The following is a 15830-nucleotide window of genomic DNA, read 5'->3' as shown; positions in this document are numbered from 1 at the left end:
TGTAGTGAGGAAGCCAAGGCAGAGAATGGAGCAGGAAGACGATAAGCAGTACTCCCGAGAAGCGGTGTTCGCCGGCAGGCGGGTATCCGTGGTGGGCTCGGACGCCCGCTCGCGGGGTCGGGTGCCGGGTTACGCATCGAGCAGTTTGTATCGTGAGTCCGGAATCATCAGTGCGCGGCAACTGGCGTTGCTGCAGCGGATGCTGCCGCGCCTGCGGCTGGAGCAACTGTTCCGCTGCGAATGGTTGCAGCAGCGCCTGGCGCGCGGCCTGGCACTGGGGCGCGAAGAGGTGCGGCAGATTCTCCTCTGCGCGGCGCAGGACGACGACGGCTGGTGCGCCGAACTGGGCGATCGGGTCAACCTCGCCGTGCCGCAGTCGATGATCGATTGGGTCCTGCTGCCGGTCTATGGCTGGTGGGAAAGCCTGCTCGACCAGGCGATCCCCGGCTGGCGCCTGTCGCTGGTGGAGCTGGAGACCCAGTCCCGGCAACTGCGAATCAAGTCCGAATTCTGGTCCCGCGTGGCCGAGCTGGAGCCGGAGCAGGCCCGCGAGGAACTGGCCAGGGTCGCCAAGTGCCAGGCGCGCACCCAGGAACAGGTGGCCGAACTGGCCGGCAAGCTGGAGACGGCTTCGGCATTGGCGAAGAGCGCCTGGCCGAACTGGCAGCGGGGCATGGCGACGCTGCTCGCCAGCGGCGGGCTGGCCGGCTTCGAGCCGATCCCCGAGGTCCTCGAATGCCTCTGGCAACCTCTCTGCCGGCTGGACGACGACGTCGGCGCGGCGGACGCCGTCCAGGCCTGGCTGCACGAACGCAACCTGTGCCAGGCACAGGATCACTTCTACTGGCAGAGCTGAGCGGCCGGCGAAAGCCGGCCCTACCGAGGAATCATGGATCATCTGTTGAGCGGATTGGCCACTCGCCTGGGCCAAGGGCCCTTTGTTGCCGATCGGACGGGTTCGTACCACCTGCGCATCGACGGACAGAGCGTCCTGTTGCTGCGCCAGGGCGACGACCTGCTGCTGGAAAGCCCGCTGGAGCACGCCCCCCTGGACCCGCAGCGCGACCAGCAGGGGTTGCTGCGAGCGCTGTTGTCGCGGGTCGCCAGTTGGAGCCGGCGCTATCCCCAGGCCATCGTCCTGGATGCGGACGGGCGCCTGCTGTTGCAGGCGCGGCTGGGCCTCGATGGCCTCGATCCCGAGCGACTCGAACGGGCCCTGGCCGCCCAGGTGGGGCTGCTCGAGGCGCTGGCGCCGGAGCTGGAGCCGCTGCCCCGCGGGTTGCCGCCGCAGGTTCCGGTGTGGCGTCCCTGATGCGCCGCCTGCTGATCGGCGGACTGCTGGCGCTGCTGCCTGGCGCGGTCTTGCGCGCGCAGCCGCTGGACTGGCCCAGCCTGCCTTACGACTATGTGGCGCAGGGCGAAAGCCTGCGCGACGTGCTGGCCAACTTCGGCGCCAACTACGATGCCTCGGTGATCGTCAGCGACAAGGTCAACGACCAGGTCAGCGGTCGCTTCGACCTGGAAAGCCCGCAGGCCTTCCTGCAGTTGATGGCCTCCCTCTACAACCTCGGCTGGTACTACGACGGCACCGTGCTGTACGTATTCAAGACCACCGAGATGCAATCGCGGCTGGTGAGGCTGGAGCAGGTCGGCGAGGCCGAGCTGAAGCGCGCGCTGACCGCCGCCGGCATCTGGGAACCGCGCTTCGGCTGGCGTGCCGACCCTTCCGGGCGGCTGGTGCACGTGTCCGGTCCGGGGCGCTATCTCGAACTGGTCGAGCAGACCGCCCAGGTGCTGGAGCAGCAATACACCCTGCGCAGCGAAAAGACCGGCGACCTCAGCGTGGAGATCTTCCCGCTGCGCTATGCGGTCGCCGAGGACCGCAAGATCGAGTACCGCGACGACGAGATCGAGGCGCCGGGCATCGCCAGCATCCTCTCGCGGGTGCTCAGCGATGCCAACGTGGTTGCGGTGGGGGACGAGCCGGGCAAGCTGCGCCCGGGACCGCAATCGAGCCATGCGGTGGTCCAGGCGGAACCGTCGCTGAACGCGGTGGTGGTGCGCGACCACAAGGACCGGTTGCCCATGTATCGTCGCCTGATCGAAGCCCTCGACCGGCCCTCGGCGCGGATCGAGGTCGGCTTGTCGATCATCGACATCAATGCCGAGAACCTCGCCCAGCTGGGCGTCGACTGGAGCGCCGGGATTCGCCTGGGCAACAACAAGTCGATCCAGATCCGCACCACCGGCCAGGATAGCGAGGAGGGCGGCGGCGCCGGTAACGGGGCGGTCGGCAGCCTGGTGGACAGTCGCGGGCTGGATTTCCTGCTGGCCAAGGTCACCCTGTTGCAGAGCCAGGGGCAGGCGCAGATCGGATCCCGGCCGACCCTGCTGACCCAGGAGAATACCCAGGCGGTGCTCGACCAGAGCGAAACCTACTATGTGCGGGTCACGGGCGAGCGGGTGGCCGAGCTGAAGGCGATCACCTACGGCACCATGCTGAAAATGACGCCGCGAGTGGTGACTCTCGGCGATACGCCGGAGATCAGCCTCAGCCTGCACATCGAGGACGGCAGCCAGAAACCCAATAGCGCCGGCCTGGACAAGATCCCCACGATCAACCGCACGGTGATCGATACCATCGCCCGCGTGGGCCATGGCCAGAGCCTGCTGATCGGCGGCATCTACCGCGACGAACTGAGCCAGAGCCAGCGCAAGGTACCCTGGCTCGGCGACATTCCCTATCTCGGCGCGCTGTTCCGCACTACCGCGGACACCGTGCGCCGCTCGGTGCGGCTGTTCCTCATCGAGCCGCGGCTGATCGACGATGGCGTCGGCCATTACCTGGCGCTGAACAACCGTCGCGACCTGCGCGGCGGCCTGCTTGAAATCGACGAGTTGTCGAACCAGAGCCTGTCGTTGCGCAAGCTGCTCGGTAGCGCCCGCTGCCAGGCGCTGGCGCCGGCCAGGGCCGAACAGGAGCGCTTGCGCCAGGCCGGCCAGGGTTCGTTCCTCACGCCCTGCCGGATGGGTGCGCAGGAGGGCTGGCGGGTGACCGACGGCGCCTGTCCCAAGGACGGCGCCTGGTGCGTCGGCGCGGAGCGCGGGAATTAGCATGGCCTGGAAGATCCGCTTCTACAGCGGGCTGAACCAGGGCGCCGAAGTCTCGCTCGGAGAGGGCCGGGTGGCGCTTGGCAGCGATCCGTTGCAGGCCGACTTGGTGTTGCTCGACGAGGGCATCGCGGCAGTCCACCTGGTGCTCGAGGTCGATGCCCAGGGCGTGCGCCTGCTGGAGTGGGCGGAGGGCTGCGAGCCTCGCCAGGACGGCCAGGCGCAAGTCGCCGGAGCGATCCTGCAGGCGCTTGCCGGGCAGACCTGCGGCCCGCTGCGCTGGGCATTCTGCGACCCGCAGCGGAGTTTTCCCGAGCGTTTCCCCGAAGTCGAGGCGCAGACCGCGCCAGTGCGCCGCAAGCCGTCCGCCCGTGCCGGCGGGGCCTGGCTGCTCGGCATCAGCCTGGCGCTGGCCCTGTGCCTGCTGGGCATGCTCGTCGAACCCTGGTCGGCCCGCCAGCACGGCATGGCCGGCGAGGAGCCCCTGGCGAGGGTGCGCGCCTACCTGCGCGAGCAGGGCATGAGCGAGGTGGATGTGCAGCGCCAGGGCGACAGTCTCCTGCTCGGCGGCTACCTGGAGGACAACGCTCGGCGCCTGGCGCTGCAGCGCTACCTCGATGGCAGCGGCGTGGACTACCGACTGGAAGCACGGAGCATGGAAGACATTCGCCAGGGCGTGGATTTCATCCTGCAGAAATTCGGCTATCGGCAGATCCTCAGCAGCAACGCGGACAAGCCTGGCTGGGTCCGGCTCAACGGCGAACTGGCGGAACAGGACGAACGCTGGGCGCGGATCGACGCATTGCTGGAGTCCGAGGTGCCGGGCCTGCTCGGGGTGGAAAACCAGGTCCGGGTGGCCGGCTCGCACCTGCGCCGCCTCGAACGCCTACTGGCGGACGCCGGCCTCGACCGGCAACTGAGTTTCCGCGAGCGCGGCGAGCGCATCGAGTTGAGCGGTACGCTCGACGAGGTCCAGCTCAGCGCCTTCTACCGCCTGCAGCGCGAGTTCCAGCAGGAGTTCGGCAACCGCCCGAGCCTGGAGCTGCTCAGTCGCGGCAAGCGCGCCAGCGGCGACGAACTGGAGTTCACGGTGCGCTCGGTGTCGCTGGGGCGGGTGCCCTATGTAGTGCTCGGCGACGGCCAGAAATACCCGGTGGGCGCCTCGACATCCCGCGGTGTGCGAATCCTCGCCATCGAGCCGGAGTCGATCCTGGTGGCCCGCGGCAAGCAGCGTTTCATCATCAATCTCAAAGGGGAGGTGCTCCATGATGACAGCCTTGGAAACGCGACTGTCGGTCGCTGACGGCACGCATGCCGCAGCGCTCCGGCAGCGTCTGCAGGCGGCGCTGGCGGAGTGTCGCCGGGAACTGGCCAGAGGCGCCGGCCCGGAGCGCTTTCAATTCCTGCAACAGCAGGCCCGGGCCCTCGAAGGCGGTCTCGGCATTCTTTCGCAGCTCACAGAGGACTAAGCATGGCGCAGATATTCAACCCCAACCCGGGGAATACCCTCGATACCGTGGCCAATGCCTTGAAGGAGCAGGCCAACGCAGCGAACAAGGACGTCAACGACGCGATCAAGGCCTTGCAGGGGACCGACAATGCCGACAACCCGGCGCTGCTGGCCGAGCTGCAACACAAGATCAACAAGTGGTCGGTCATCTACAACATCAACTCGACGGTGACCCGGGCGCTGCGCGACCTGATGCAAGGCATCCTGCAGAAGATCTGAACATGGACACTTCACTGATACGCGAATTGGCGGAACTGGCGCTGGCTGGCAGCGGGCAGCACTGCCACGAAGAGGCGCTGTGCATCGCCGAGTGGCTGGAGCGCCTCGGACAGGACGAAGCGGCACGGCTGATCCGGATTTCCAGCCTGGCCAACCAGGGGCGCTATCAGGAAGCCCTGGCCTTCGCCCATGGCAATCCCTGGCCGGCGCTGGAGCCCTGGTTCGCCTTGTGCGAGTGGCACCTGGGGCTGGGCGCCGCGCTGGACCGCAGGCTGGCCGGGCTGGGCGGCAGCAGCAATCCTGCCCTGGCCGACTTCGCCGCCGGCATGCGCGCCCAGGTGCGGACATGAGCCGCATCGACACGCCGCCGGGATTCGCCGTCTATCCGTCGGCCAGTCCAAAGGCGGCGAACCTGCCGGCTGTCGATCAGGTGCTGGCTTTCGAGCAGGCCCTCGGCGGCGAGCCGCCGGCGGCCGGACGCCGCCTGGCCGGGTTGGAGAACGGCGCTCTCGGCGAGCGCCTGCTGCAGCGCTTTGCCCAGCCGCTACAAGGGTTGGAGGCGGACCGCCTGGAGCTGAAGGCGATGCTCCGTGCGGAACTGCCGCTGGGGCGCCAGCAGCAAACCTTTCTCCTCCAGTTGCTCGGTGCAGTCGAGCATGCGCCGGGCGGCGAATACCTGGCGCAACTGGCGCGTCGCGAATTGCAGGTGCTGATCCCGCTCAACGGCATGCTCGACAACCTCGTGCGCAACAGCCACAAACTCGACCTGGAGTCATGATGGATATCTCTCGGATGGGCGCCCAGGCGCAGATCACCAGTCTCGAAGAACTCTCCGGCGGCCCGGCCGGCGCGGCCCACGTCGCCGAGTTCGAACGGGCGATGGGCGGTGCCGGCAGCCTGGGCGGCGACCTGCTCAGCGAACTGGGGCAGATCAAGGAGCGTTTCAGCCAGGCCAAGCAGGAGTTGCAGGTGGAGCTGTCGACGCCCGGCGACGATCCCAACAGCCTGATGCAGATGCAGTGGTCGCTGATGCGCATCACCATGCAGGAAGAGCTGATCGCCAAGACCGTCGGGCGCATGAGCCAGAACGTCGAAACCCTGATGAAGACCCAATGAGGCGAACGGTGAAAGGTCTGTCGCGCATGGCGCTCCTGGCGCTGGTCCTGGCGTTGGGCGGGTGCAAGGTCGAACTCTATACCGGGATCAGCCAGAAGGAAGGTAACGAGATGCTGGCGCTGTTGCGTTCGGAGGGCGTTTCCGCGGACAAGCAGGCGGACAAGGATGGCACCGTGCGCCTGCTGGTGGAGGAATCGGATATCGCCGAGGCGGTGGAGGTGCTCAAGCGCAAGGGCTATCCGCGGGAGAACTTCTCCACGCTGAAGGATGTGTTTCCCAAGGACGGGCTGATTTCCTCGCCCATCGAAGAGCGCGCGCGGCTCAACTACGCCAAGGCCCAGGAGATTTCCCATACCCTTTCCGAGATCGATGGCGTGCTGGTGGCGCGGGTCCATGTGGTGCTGCCCGAGGAGCGCGACGGACTGGGCAGGAAGTCCTCGCCGGCATCGGCCTCGGTGTTCATCAAGCACGCCGCCGACGTGCAACTGGATGCCTACGTGCCGCAGATCAAGCAACTGGTGAACAACGGCATCGAAGGACTCAGCTACGACCGCATCAGCGTGGTGCTGGTGCCGTCGGCCGGGGTCCGCCAGGTCCCGCTGGCGCCACGCTTCGAGAGTGTCTTCTCGATCCAGGTGGCGGAGCACTCGCGCGGACGCCTGCTCGGTCTGTTCGGCCTGCTGCTGGCGTTGCTGCTGGCGAGCAACCTGGCGCAGTTCTTCTGGCACCGGCAACGGGGCTGAGCGGCGCGATGCCATTGACGGCCTACCAGTTGCGCTTCTGCCCGGCCCGCTACATCCACGAGTCGCACTTGCCCGCGGTATTGCTGCGGTTGCTGCCGGCGCTGCCGGACTGGCGGCGACAGAGCGTTCTCAACGCCTGGCTGCTGGAGCAGCTGGAGCTGGACTGCGCGTTCCGCATGCCCGCGCAACTGGGCGGGCTGGCCCTTTACCCGCAGGCGGCGCTGGAACGGACCCTGGGCTGGCTCGGCGCGCTGCTGCACGGCCAGGCCTTGCGGCAGGTGCTGGACGGTGCGCGGGTACGGCGCATCCGCGCGCAGATCGGCGCACAGGGCCAGCGTTTCTGCCTGGAGCAGCTCGACCTGCTCATCGGTCGCTGGCCGCCCGGCTGGCAGCGGGCCTTGCCGGAAAACCCGGAAGACGGCTATTTCCGGCGCTGCGGCCTGGCTTTCTGGCTGGCCGCCTGTAGCGATGCCGACTGCGGTTTCTCGCGGCGCCTGCGCCTGCGCCTGGAGGCCATGCCGGCCCCGGCGGACTGGACCTTCGACGAACAACGGCGATCCCTGGCGCGGACCCTGTGCCTGAAGGTCGCCCGACAAGCGAGCGATGAATGCTTCCATTTGTTGAACTAGACGCCAGTCGCGTACGGCTGGCCCCCGGGCAGGCCCTGTTGCGCGCCCGCGACTACCAGGACTACCTCAGCGCCAACCGCCTGGTGGAAGCGGCACGCGAGCGTGCCGCCGAAATCGAGCGCGACGCCCACGAGGTTTACCAGGAGCAGAAGCGCCTGGGCTGGGAGGCCGGACTGGAGGAGGCGCGTCTGCGCCAGGCCGGGCTGATCCAGGAAACGCTACTGCGCTGCAATCGCTACTACCGGCAGGTCGATCGCCAGCTTGGCGAAGTGGTGCTGCAGGCGGTGCGCAAGGTGTTGCGCCACTACGACGCTGTCGAGCTGACCCTGGCGGCCACGCGCGAGGCACTGGCATTGGTGAGCAACCAGAAGCAGGTGATCCTGCACGTCCAGCCGGAACAGCTGGTCGCGGTGCGCGAGCAGGTCGCCCGGGTGCTCAAGGATTTCCCCGAGGTGGGCTACCTGGAAGTGGTCGGCGATGCCCGGCTGGACCAGGGCGGTTGCATCCTGGAAACCGAGATCGGGATCATCGACGCATCGCTCGACAGCCAGTTGGCGGCGTTGCAGGCCGCATTGACGGAGGGCGTGGCGCGGAGCGGCGAGGAGGAAGGGGACGCCGGTTGAGGGAACCAGGCGCCGCCCCCGGCCCGGGCGTTGGCTCCGGGCCGAGGGCTGAGGCGCTGCCGTTCGCCCGCGGCGGCGACGCTGGCGGTGCGGTCGGCGCCTTCAGAGCAGGGTGAAGCTGCGGCTTTCGGTTTGCGCCGAGTCCAGGCCGACGAAGACCTTGAACTCGCCTGGCTCGGCCGTGTGCCTGAGCTGGCTGTCGTAGAACTTCAGGTCCGCCTCGCCGAGGCGGAAGACGATCTCCCGCGATTCGCCGGGCTCCAGCATCACCTTGCGGAACCCGCGCAGTTCCTTCACTGGACGGCTGAGGCTGGCGACCGGGTCCTGCAGGTAAAGCTGGACCACCGTGGCGCCGGCGCGCTTGCCGCTGTTGCTGAGCGTGACCCGCGCTTCCAGGGTGTCGCCGCGGGCCAGCCGTTCGCTGGACAGGCGCAGGGGCGAGAGACTGAACTCGGTGTAGCTGAGGCCGTAGCCGAACGGGTAGAGCGGGCCGTTGGCTTCGTCGAAATAGCGCGAGGTGTATTTGCCGGGGTTGTCGTGGTCCATCGGCCGGCCGGTGTTCAGGTGGTTGTAGTAGACCGGTACCTGGCCCACCGAGCGCGGGAAGGACATGGTCAGCTTGCCGCTGGGGTTGTGCTCGCCGAACAGCACGTCGGCGATGGCGTTGCCGCCTTCGGTGCCACTGAACCAGGTTTCCAGGATCGCGTCGGCGTTTTCCTGCTCCCAGCCCAGCGACAGCGGTCGGCCGTTCATCAGCACCAGCACCAGCGGCTTGCCGGTGGCCTTCAGTGCCTTCAGCAGCCGCCGCTGGCTGGCCGGGATGCGCAGGTCGGTGCGACTGGAGGCCTCGTGGGCCATGCCCTGCGATTCGCCGACCACGGCGACCACCAGGTCGGCGTCGCGCGCGGTGCGCAAGGCCTCCTCGAGCATCGCCTCGGCGGAGCGCGGATCGACCTCGACTTCCGGGTTGTAGCTGTTCAGGTAGTCGAGGATCGCCTGGTCGCCACTGACGTTGGCACCCTTGGCGTAGAGCAGGGTGGCACGCTCGCCGACGGCATTGGCCAGGCCCTGGTAGACGGTTACCGCCTGGCGTGGCACGCCGGCTGCCGACCAACTGCCGATGACGTCGCGCTGGCTCTTGGCCAGCGGGCCGATCACCGCGATCCGCCCCTGCTTCTTCAGCGGCAGCAGGCCGTCGCGGTTCTTCAGCAGGACCAGTCCTTCGCGAGCCACCTCGCGGGCGGCCTGGCGGTGCAGGCGGCTCTCGGCGTTGGTGTCGAACGGCGGGTCGTCCGGCTTGCCCAGGCGCCGGTAGGGATCGGCGAACAGGCCGAGGTCGTACTTCGCCGCCAGCACGTCGCGGCAGGCGCGATCGATGTCGGCCTGGTCGATCTCGCCGGCCGCCAGTAGCTTCGGCAGCCAGGTCGAGTAGAGATCGTCGTTCATGTTCATGTCGACACCGGCCTGGATCGCCAGGCGCGTGGCGTCCCGCTCGTTGCCGGCGAGGCCGTGCTTGATCAGTTCCTTCACCGCGCCATGGTCGCTGATGGTCAGCCCCTTGAAGCCCCACTGCTGGCGCAGCAGGTCGGTCAGCAGCCAGCGGTTGGCGGTGGCGGGCACGCCGTTGATGGTGTTCAGCGAGACCATCACCGCGCCGGCGCCGGCGTCCACCGCGGCCTTGTAGGGCGGCAGGTAGTCCTGGAACATGCGCGGCAGGCTCATGTCCACGGTGTTGTAGTCGCGGCCGCCTTCGGCCGCGCCGTACAGGGCGAAGTGCTTGACCGCCGCCATGATGCTGTCCGGGGCGGCCAGGTTGGAGCCCTGGTAGGCACGGACCATCACGCCGGACAGCAGCGAGGTCAGGTAGGTATCTTCGCCGAAGCCTTCCGAGACCCGCCCCCAGCGCGCGTCGCGGGTGATGTCGACCATCGGCGAGAAGCTCATGTCGAGCCCGTCGGCGCTGGCTTCGAGGGCGGAGATCCGCGCGCTGCGGGCGACCACCTCGGGGTCCCAGCTGGCGGCGAGGCCGAGGCTGATGGGGAAGATGGTGCGGTGGCCGTGGGCCACGTCGTAGGCATGGAACAGCGGGATCTTCAGGCGGCTATGGCGGACCTGGTCCTGCATGGCGCGAATGTCCGGGCGGGTCACGGTATTGAAGATGGCGCCGACCTTGCCGGCGCGGATGTCCGCCATCAGCGCCTCCTTGGGATGGTCGGCGCCGACGCTGACCAGGCGTAGCTGGCCGATCTTTTCCGCGTTGCTCATGCGAGCCATCAGGCTGGCGATGAAACGCTCCTTGTCGGTAGCCGGTGGATTGCCGGATTCGCCCTGGCCAGCCGCCAGTGCCGGGCTCCCGCTCAGCCCGATGAGAAGCCCCAGTACACACAGCCTGTTCATGCATGTTTTCTCGTTATTGGATAGACGCTCGTCGTGGCGGCGTGACATGTCGCGGCATGCCGCCCGGCGGGCGCGACATAAGGTGTTCGCAGCGCGGGCGGAAGTCAACGAGACGGCGATGGGCGAATCTGCCGGTTCTGACAGGTCACGTGGCGCGCCGCTGGCGGCGCTCAGGCGACGCTGGCGAGCAACTGCTCGGCCGGCATCGGCCTGCCGAGCAGGAAGCCTTGCAGCGAATTGCAGCCGAGGCGGGTCAGGAACTCCTGCTGGGCCTCGGTTTCCACGCCCTCGGCGACGATCTTCAGGTTCAGCGTGTGGCCGAGGGCGACGATCGCCGAGACGATCGCGGCGTCGTCGCTGTCGTGGGCCAGCTCGTTGATGAAGCCACGGTCGATCTTCAGTTCGCTCGCCGGCAGGCGCTTGAGATAGAGCAGGCTGGAGTAGCCGGTGCCGAAGTCGTCGATGGAGATGCCGACGCCCATCGCCGACAACTGCTCGAGGATCACCAGGCTGGCATCGGCATCGCGCATGGCGGTCGATTCGGTCACCTCGAGGATCAGGTGGCTGGGCTCCAGGCTGTGGCGCAGGAGTGCGTTGCGCACCGAGTCGACCAGGCCGGCATGGGCGAACTGCAGGGCCGAAAGGTTCACCGCGATGTTCCACTCCGCATGCCCGCCGTCCAGCCAGAGGCGCATCTGCCGGCAGGCTTCGTCGAGCACCCACTCGCCGATCTGCACGATCAGGCCGGTTTTTTCCGCCAGCGGCAGGAACTGGTCGGGGGGGATCAGTCCGTGTTGCGGATGCTCCCAGCGCAGCAGCGCTTCCACGCCGACCATCGGTCCGTTCGGCGCCAGTACCTTGGGTTGGTAGTGCAAGACCAACTGCCGGCGCTCCAGGGCCTGGCGCAGGTCATGGAGCAGTTGCAACTGTTCCTGGGCGTTGGCGTTCATCGAACTCTCGAAGAAGCAGTAGCCGTTCCGTCCCTGGTCCTTGGCGTGATACATCGCCGCGTCGGCATTGATCATCAGTTCGTGGCGGGTCTGCCCGTCGCCGGGGTAGAGCGCGATGCCGATGCTCGCCGAGATCCGCACCTCGTGGCGGGATATCTGGTACGGCTGGCTGATCCGCTTCACCAGTTTCTCGGCCAGGGTCGCGGCGTCGGCGGGCTCGCGGGCCTCGATCAGCAGGACGAACTCGTCGCCGCCGAGGCGGGCGATGGTGTCCTGGGCGCGGACGTTGGCGCGGATACGCTCGGCGACTTCGATCAGCAACAGGTCGCCGAGGTGATGGCCGTAGGCATCGTTGACCGCCTTGAAGCCGTCCAGGTCCATGAACAGCACGGCGAACCGGCGATCGTCGCGGATCGCCTGCTGGATCGCCTGCTCCAGGCGGTCGTCGAGGAGCATGCGGTTGGGCAGCTTGGTCAGGTTGTCGTGCAGGGCCAACTGGATCAGCTCGCGGTTGGCTCGTGCGAGGGAGGTGGCGAGCACCGAGGTACGTGCCTCCAGGCGCGAGTCCAGCACCGAGACGATCAGGGCGATGGCGATCACCGCCAGGGTGATCACGATGACCAGCACCGCCAGCCAGCCGTTGTCGATGCCTCGGCCGGCGGCGCCGCAGAAGCTGCCCAGGGGGAACTGCGCGGCGGCCATCCCGGTGTAGTGCATGCCGACGATGGCGCAGCCCATCACCAGGGCGGCGCCGGCCCGGACCAGGACGATGCGCCGGCTGCCATGGCGCAGGCGGAAGGCGATCCACAGCGCGGCGCCGGAGGCGATCACCGCGATCAGGATGGAGAGGCCGAGCCACAGCGGGTCGTAGACGATCCCCGGCATCATCAGCAGGGCGGCCATCCCGGTGTAGTGCATGGCGGCGATGCCGCTGCCCATCAGCAGGGCGCCCAGCGCCAGGCGTTGCCAGGGGAGTTCCGCCTGGCACACCAGCCAGAGGGCGAAGGCCGAACTGCCGACGGCCAGTAGCAGCGACAGCAGGGTCAGGCCCAGGTCGTAGCCGAGCGGGATCGGCAGGCTGAAGGCGAGCATGCCGACGAAATGCATCGACCAGATGCCGAAGCCCATGGCGAAAGCGCCGCCGATCAGCCAGGAGAGCGCCTCGCGGCCTTTCGCCAGGGTCACCCGGCCGGCCATGTCGAGAGCGGTGTAGGACGCCAGGATGGCCACAATCAGGGAAAAGGCGACAAGAACCTGGTTGTAGCTGCTGATAAGCATGAAAGCGTCCGAACGGGATAGCGGGAGAGAAGTGGTTGATATCAACCTGATATTATTGCACGAGTCGCTTTCGCCAATGCCATCGGGCAGGACCAACGGTCGCCGGCGCAGGCGGAATCTTGCTCAACGGCCGGGCCTTTTGTACAGCGCTTTGTCTGCCGCCGGTCGCCGCCCGCCGGGGCAGGCGGCGGAAAGCTCGGCAGCGCTGGCAGGTTGACGCTACCCTGAAAGAAGCCATGGTCGTCCGATCCTCCTCTGGCCTGATCACAAAACTCTCATGATCGCCGACGATGGCTTCAGCTGAATGGGGAATCGGTGAATTTTCTGAATGTCTCGACAGGAGGTGCGTCTCATGGAAAAGCCCTTCTCGGATGATGTCAGCGTGAATGTCCTGCGTCGCATGAAAGAAGGCGGCTTCGACTTCGCGCGCATCCATCCCATCGACTTCTTCGCCATCTTTCCCAGTGAGCGGGAGGCCCGCCAGGCAGCGGGCCAGTTTCGCGGCGAGTCGCTCAGGGCCCAGGTCGTCGCTCGCGACGATGGCTCCTGGAACCTGCAGGTCAGCAAGGTGATGTACGCCACCCATGCCGCCATCGGTGCCTTCGAACACGACCTGGAGGAAGTCGTGGTGCCGCTGGGCGGCGTGCTGGACGGGTGGGGCGTGACCCAGGAGGTCACTTCGCTGCGTCCGTGACGGCGGCGGGACCCCGGCCGCGATCCCGGGCCGGGGCTCCTGCGTCGGGCTTTCCTTCCTCGAAGGCTTTCCTTCAGACTGGGGAAGGAGGTAAGCCATGAGCGATATTCTGATCCTGACCCATGCCGAGTTCTGTCCGCCAGGCCATCTGGGTGCCGTGCTGGCGGCGCGCGGCCTGGACTTCCGCGTGATCCGCGCCGACCTCGGCGAACTCGCCGGTCTCGACGCCGAACGCCCGCGAGCGGTGGCGATCATGGGTGGGCCGATGAGCGTCAACGACGACCTGCCCTGGTTGCGCGACGAACTGGCGCTGCTGCGTCGCTTCATCGAGCGGCGCATCCCGCTGATCGGCCATTGCCTCGGCGGCCAGTTGCTGGCCCGCGCCCTGGGCGCGACGGTGCGGCACCAGCCCTACACCGAAATGGGCTGGCAGCCCATGCAGCGGGAAAGCCGCGACAGTCCATGGCTGGCCGGGCTGCCGGAGCGCTTCTCGATCTTCCAGTGGCACGGCGATGCCTTCGACCTGCCGCAGGGCGCCGAGCGCCTGCTGTCCAGCCCGAGGTGCGAGAACCAGGGGTTTTCCTGGGGCGATCACGTACTCGGCCTGCAAGGCCATCCGGAAATGACCGAGGAACTGGTGCGGCGCTGGATCGCCGGCTGGCCGCACCTGCTCGATCCCTCCCAGCCCAGCCAGCAATCCGCCGAGGACATGCTGGCCGGGTTGCCTGCCAAGGTTGCCGGGCTGAATCGGGTGGCCGAGGGTTTCTACCGTCATTGGCTGTCGCTGATCGATTGACCTTCCCGGCCGCGGGCGCTTCCCTGGCACTACCGCCGGTCCGCTTTATCGCTCGTTCGAGCGAGACGGCTGTCTGCATGGAAGGGAGGGGAGAAGCCGTCTCCCTTCCGGGTCTGTTCTAGACTTATCGGTCCCACAGGTCGCTTCGCGATCGGCAGGTCGATGCCGGTCCGTGGCCGCGGGGCGCGCATGCCGTCGAACGGGGCGCCCTTCCTCTCCCTGTGGGCAGGATGCACCAGACTGGGGCGAACCCGCCGCGCCGACCCTGCGAATCGCCGACGAGCCGTGATCCGCGCGCTGGCACGGGCTTTGCGAGTTCCCCATCGTTCGTGACGACAAGGAGTCCGGCATGGCACGTATGTTTTACGACGAGATGCACGATGCTGGCGGCGAATGCCGCTCGCATTATCGGGAATTCGCTCGCTGGCTGGCCGACACCCCTGAAGAGCAATTGCTGCAACGCCGGCGCGAAGCCGACCTGCTGTTCCATCGCGCCGGCATCACCTTCACCCTGTACGGCGACGAGCAGGGCACCGAGCGCCTGATCCCCTTCGACACCATCCCGCGCAGCATCCCCGCGGCGGAGTGGGCGCACATCGAGGCCGGCTGCATCCAGCGCGTCCAGGCGCTGAACCTGTTCCTCGCCGATCTCTACCACGAACAGCGCATCCTCAAGGCCGGGGTGATTCCTGCCGAGCAGGTCCTGGCCAACGACCAGTACCAACTGGCGATGCAGGGACTGGACCTGCCGGGCAACGTCTACGCGCACATTGCCGGGGTCGACCTGGTCCGCGACGGCAGCGGCAACTACTACGTGCTGGAGGACAACCTGCGCACGCCCAGCGGTGTTTCCTACATGCTGGAAAACCGCAAGATGATGATGCGCCTGTTCCCCGAGCTGTTCGTCCGCCAGCGCGTGGCGCCGATCGACCACTACCCGGACCTGCTGCTCGACACCCTAAAGCGGGCCAGTGACGTCGAATCGCCGAGCGTGGTGGTATTGACGCCGGGACGTTTCAACAGCGCCTACTTCGAACACGCCTTCCTCGCCCGCGAGATGGGCGTGGAACTGGTCGAAGGCGCCGATCTGTTCGTCCGCGACGAGCGGGTCTACATGCGCACGACGGCCGGACCGCAACCGGTGGACGTGATCTACCGAAGGATCGACGACGCCTTCCTCGACCCGCTGGCGTTCAACCCGGATTCGCTGCTCGGCGTGCCCGGCCTGCTGGCCGCCTACCGGGCCGGCAACCTGGTGCTGGCCAACGCGATCGGTACCGGGGTGGCCGACGACAAGTCGATCTATCCCTACGTGCCGGACATGATCCGCTTCTACCTCGGCGAAGACCCGCTGCTGCACAACGTGCCGACCTGGCAATGTCGCAAGCCGAAGGAACTGGCGCACGTCCTGGCGCACCTGCCGGAGCTGGTGGTGAAGGAGACCCAGGGTTCCGGCGGCTACGGCATGCTGGTCGGACCGGCGGCCAGCCGGGAGGAAATCGAGCTGTTCCGTGAGCGCCTGAAGGCTCGTCCGGAGGCCTATATCGCGCAACCGACGCTGTCCCTGTCGACCTGTCCGACCTTCGTCGAGAGCGGCGTCGCGCCGCGCCATATCGACCTGCGGCCGTTCGTCCTGTCGGCGCCGGATCGGGTTCGCCTGGTGCCTGGCGGGCTGACCCGGGTGGCGTTGCGCGAAGGCTCGCTGGTGGTCAATTCGTCCCAGGGCGGCGGCACCAAGGACACCTGGGTGGTGGAGGAATAAGC

The 15830-nt window shown here is 67.4% G+C and carries 17 protein-coding genes; 15 read left to right on the top strand and 2 right to left on the bottom strand.

The features are described from left to right. The first annotated feature begins 25 nt into the window (after positions 1-25). From exsD to pscL, 12 genes are read left to right on the top strand one after another with little or no spacing between them, the layout of a single operon-like run. A complete protein-coding gene (exsD, locus tag VQ067_RS17335; RefSeq protein WP_003109509.1) occupies positions 26-856 on the top strand; it encodes a T3SS regulon anti-activator ExsD in 831 nt (276 codons plus the stop codon). A gap of 33 nt (positions 857-889) precedes the next feature. Then, positions 890-1312, top strand: a complete 423-nt coding sequence (gene pscB / locus VQ067_RS17330) for a YscB family type III secretion system chaperone PscB (RefSeq protein WP_003109510.1) — start codon at positions 890-892, stop codon at positions 1310-1312. Beyond that, on the top strand, positions 1312-3114 hold the full coding sequence (gene pscC, locus VQ067_RS17325; RefSeq protein ID WP_003109511.1) for a SctC family type III secretion system outer membrane ring subunit PscC: 1803 nt from the start codon (positions 1312-1314) through the stop codon (positions 3112-3114). Before pscB ends, pscC begins: the two co-directional genes overlap by 1 nt. A 1-nt stretch (position 3115) precedes the next feature. After that, positions 3116-4414: a SctD family type III secretion system inner membrane ring subunit PscD gene (gene pscD, locus VQ067_RS17320; RefSeq protein ID WP_003132859.1), complete on the top strand. Its 1299-nt coding sequence runs from the start codon at positions 3116-3118 to the stop codon at positions 4412-4414. Next, complete coding sequence (gene pscE / locus VQ067_RS17315; protein WP_003100751.1) at positions 4377-4580, top strand: YscE family type III secretion system co-chaperone PscE; 204 nt, start codon at positions 4377-4379, stop codon at positions 4578-4580. Before pscD ends, pscE begins: the two co-directional genes overlap by 38 nt. A gap of 2 nt (positions 4581-4582) precedes the next feature. After that, positions 4583-4840: a type III secretion system needle filament protein PscF gene (gene pscF, locus VQ067_RS17310; RefSeq protein WP_003087729.1), complete on the top strand. Its 258-nt coding sequence runs from the start codon at positions 4583-4585 to the stop codon at positions 4838-4840. 2 nt (positions 4841-4842) lie between these two features. Next, positions 4843-5190 carry a YscG family type III secretion system chaperone PscG gene (pscG, locus tag VQ067_RS17305; protein WP_340080871.1) on the top strand — a complete coding sequence of 116 codons (348 nt, stop codon included), beginning with the start codon at positions 4843-4845 and terminating at the stop codon, positions 5188-5190. Beyond that, positions 5187-5618, top strand: coding sequence for a YopR family T3SS polymerization control protein PscH (gene pscH, locus VQ067_RS17300; RefSeq protein ID WP_003100725.1), 432 nt, complete (start codon positions 5187-5189; stop codon positions 5616-5618). Before pscG ends, pscH begins: the two co-directional genes overlap by 4 nt. Further along, positions 5618-5956 carry a SctI family type III secretion system inner rod subunit PscI gene (pscI, locus tag VQ067_RS17295; protein ID WP_003132858.1) on the top strand — a complete coding sequence of 113 codons (339 nt, stop codon included), beginning with the start codon at positions 5618-5620 and terminating at the stop codon, positions 5954-5956. The genes pscH and pscI overlap by 1 nt, the downstream gene beginning before the upstream one ends. After that, positions 5953-6699: a SctJ family type III secretion inner membrane ring lipoprotein Psc gene (gene pscJ, locus VQ067_RS17290; RefSeq protein ID WP_003120329.1), complete on the top strand. Its 747-nt coding sequence runs from the start codon at positions 5953-5955 to the stop codon at positions 6697-6699. Before pscI ends, pscJ begins: the two co-directional genes overlap by 4 nt. Before the next feature lie 8 nt (positions 6700-6707). Next, positions 6708-7328, top strand: coding sequence for a SctK family type III secretion system sorting platform protein PscK (gene pscK / locus VQ067_RS17285; RefSeq protein WP_023112524.1), 621 nt, complete (start codon positions 6708-6710; stop codon positions 7326-7328). Beyond that, positions 7307-7951 (top strand): SctL family type III secretion system stator protein PscL, encoded by a 645-nt coding sequence (pscL, locus tag VQ067_RS17280; RefSeq protein WP_023097772.1) that lies wholly within the window; start codon positions 7307-7309, stop codon positions 7949-7951. Before pscK ends, pscL begins: the two co-directional genes overlap by 22 nt. Positions 7952-8053: 102 nt before the next feature. Here pscL and bglX read toward each other — a convergent pair whose 3' ends face one another. Both bglX and VQ067_RS17270 read right to left on the bottom strand, forming a co-directional pair. After that, on the bottom strand, positions 8054-10348 hold the full coding sequence (gene bglX / locus VQ067_RS17275; RefSeq protein ID WP_003087736.1) for a beta-glucosidase BglX: 2295 nt from the start codon (positions 10346-10348) through the stop codon (positions 8054-8056). Positions 10349-10518: 170 nt separating this feature from the next. Then, positions 10519-12576 (bottom strand): putative bifunctional diguanylate cyclase/phosphodiesterase, encoded by a 2058-nt coding sequence (locus VQ067_RS17270; protein WP_023095811.1) that lies wholly within the window; start codon positions 12574-12576, stop codon positions 10519-10521. 352 nt (positions 12577-12928) lie between these two features. On the opposite strand from VQ067_RS17270, the gene VQ067_RS17265 reads away from it, so the two are divergent. From VQ067_RS17265 to VQ067_RS17255, 3 genes are all read left to right on the top strand, one after another. Then, a complete protein-coding gene (locus tag VQ067_RS17265; protein ID WP_003087738.1) occupies positions 12929-13270 on the top strand; it encodes a ribonuclease E inhibitor RraB in 342 nt (113 codons plus the stop codon). A 97-nt stretch (positions 13271-13367) separates the two neighbouring features. After that, positions 13368-14066 carry a type 1 glutamine amidotransferase gene (locus VQ067_RS17260; RefSeq protein WP_033991542.1) on the top strand — a complete coding sequence of 233 codons (699 nt, stop codon included), beginning with the start codon at positions 13368-13370 and terminating at the stop codon, positions 14064-14066. A 349-nt stretch (positions 14067-14415) separates the two neighbouring features. Further along, the gene (locus tag VQ067_RS17255; RefSeq protein WP_003087741.1) at positions 14416-15828 is read left to right on the top strand and encodes a circularly permuted type 2 ATP-grasp protein; all 1413 of its coding nucleotides are present in this window, start codon (positions 14416-14418) and stop codon (positions 15826-15828) included. The last annotated feature ends 2 nt before the right edge of the window (positions 15829-15830 follow it).

The sequence above is a fragment of the Pseudomonas sp. KBN12P06040 genome (assembly GCF_037574965.1).
GTDB classification, from domain to species: domain Bacteria; phylum Pseudomonadota; class Gammaproteobacteria; order Pseudomonadales; family Pseudomonadaceae; genus Pseudomonas; species Pseudomonas aeruginosa.
This window is presented reverse-complemented; position numbering and strand designations above follow the sequence as displayed.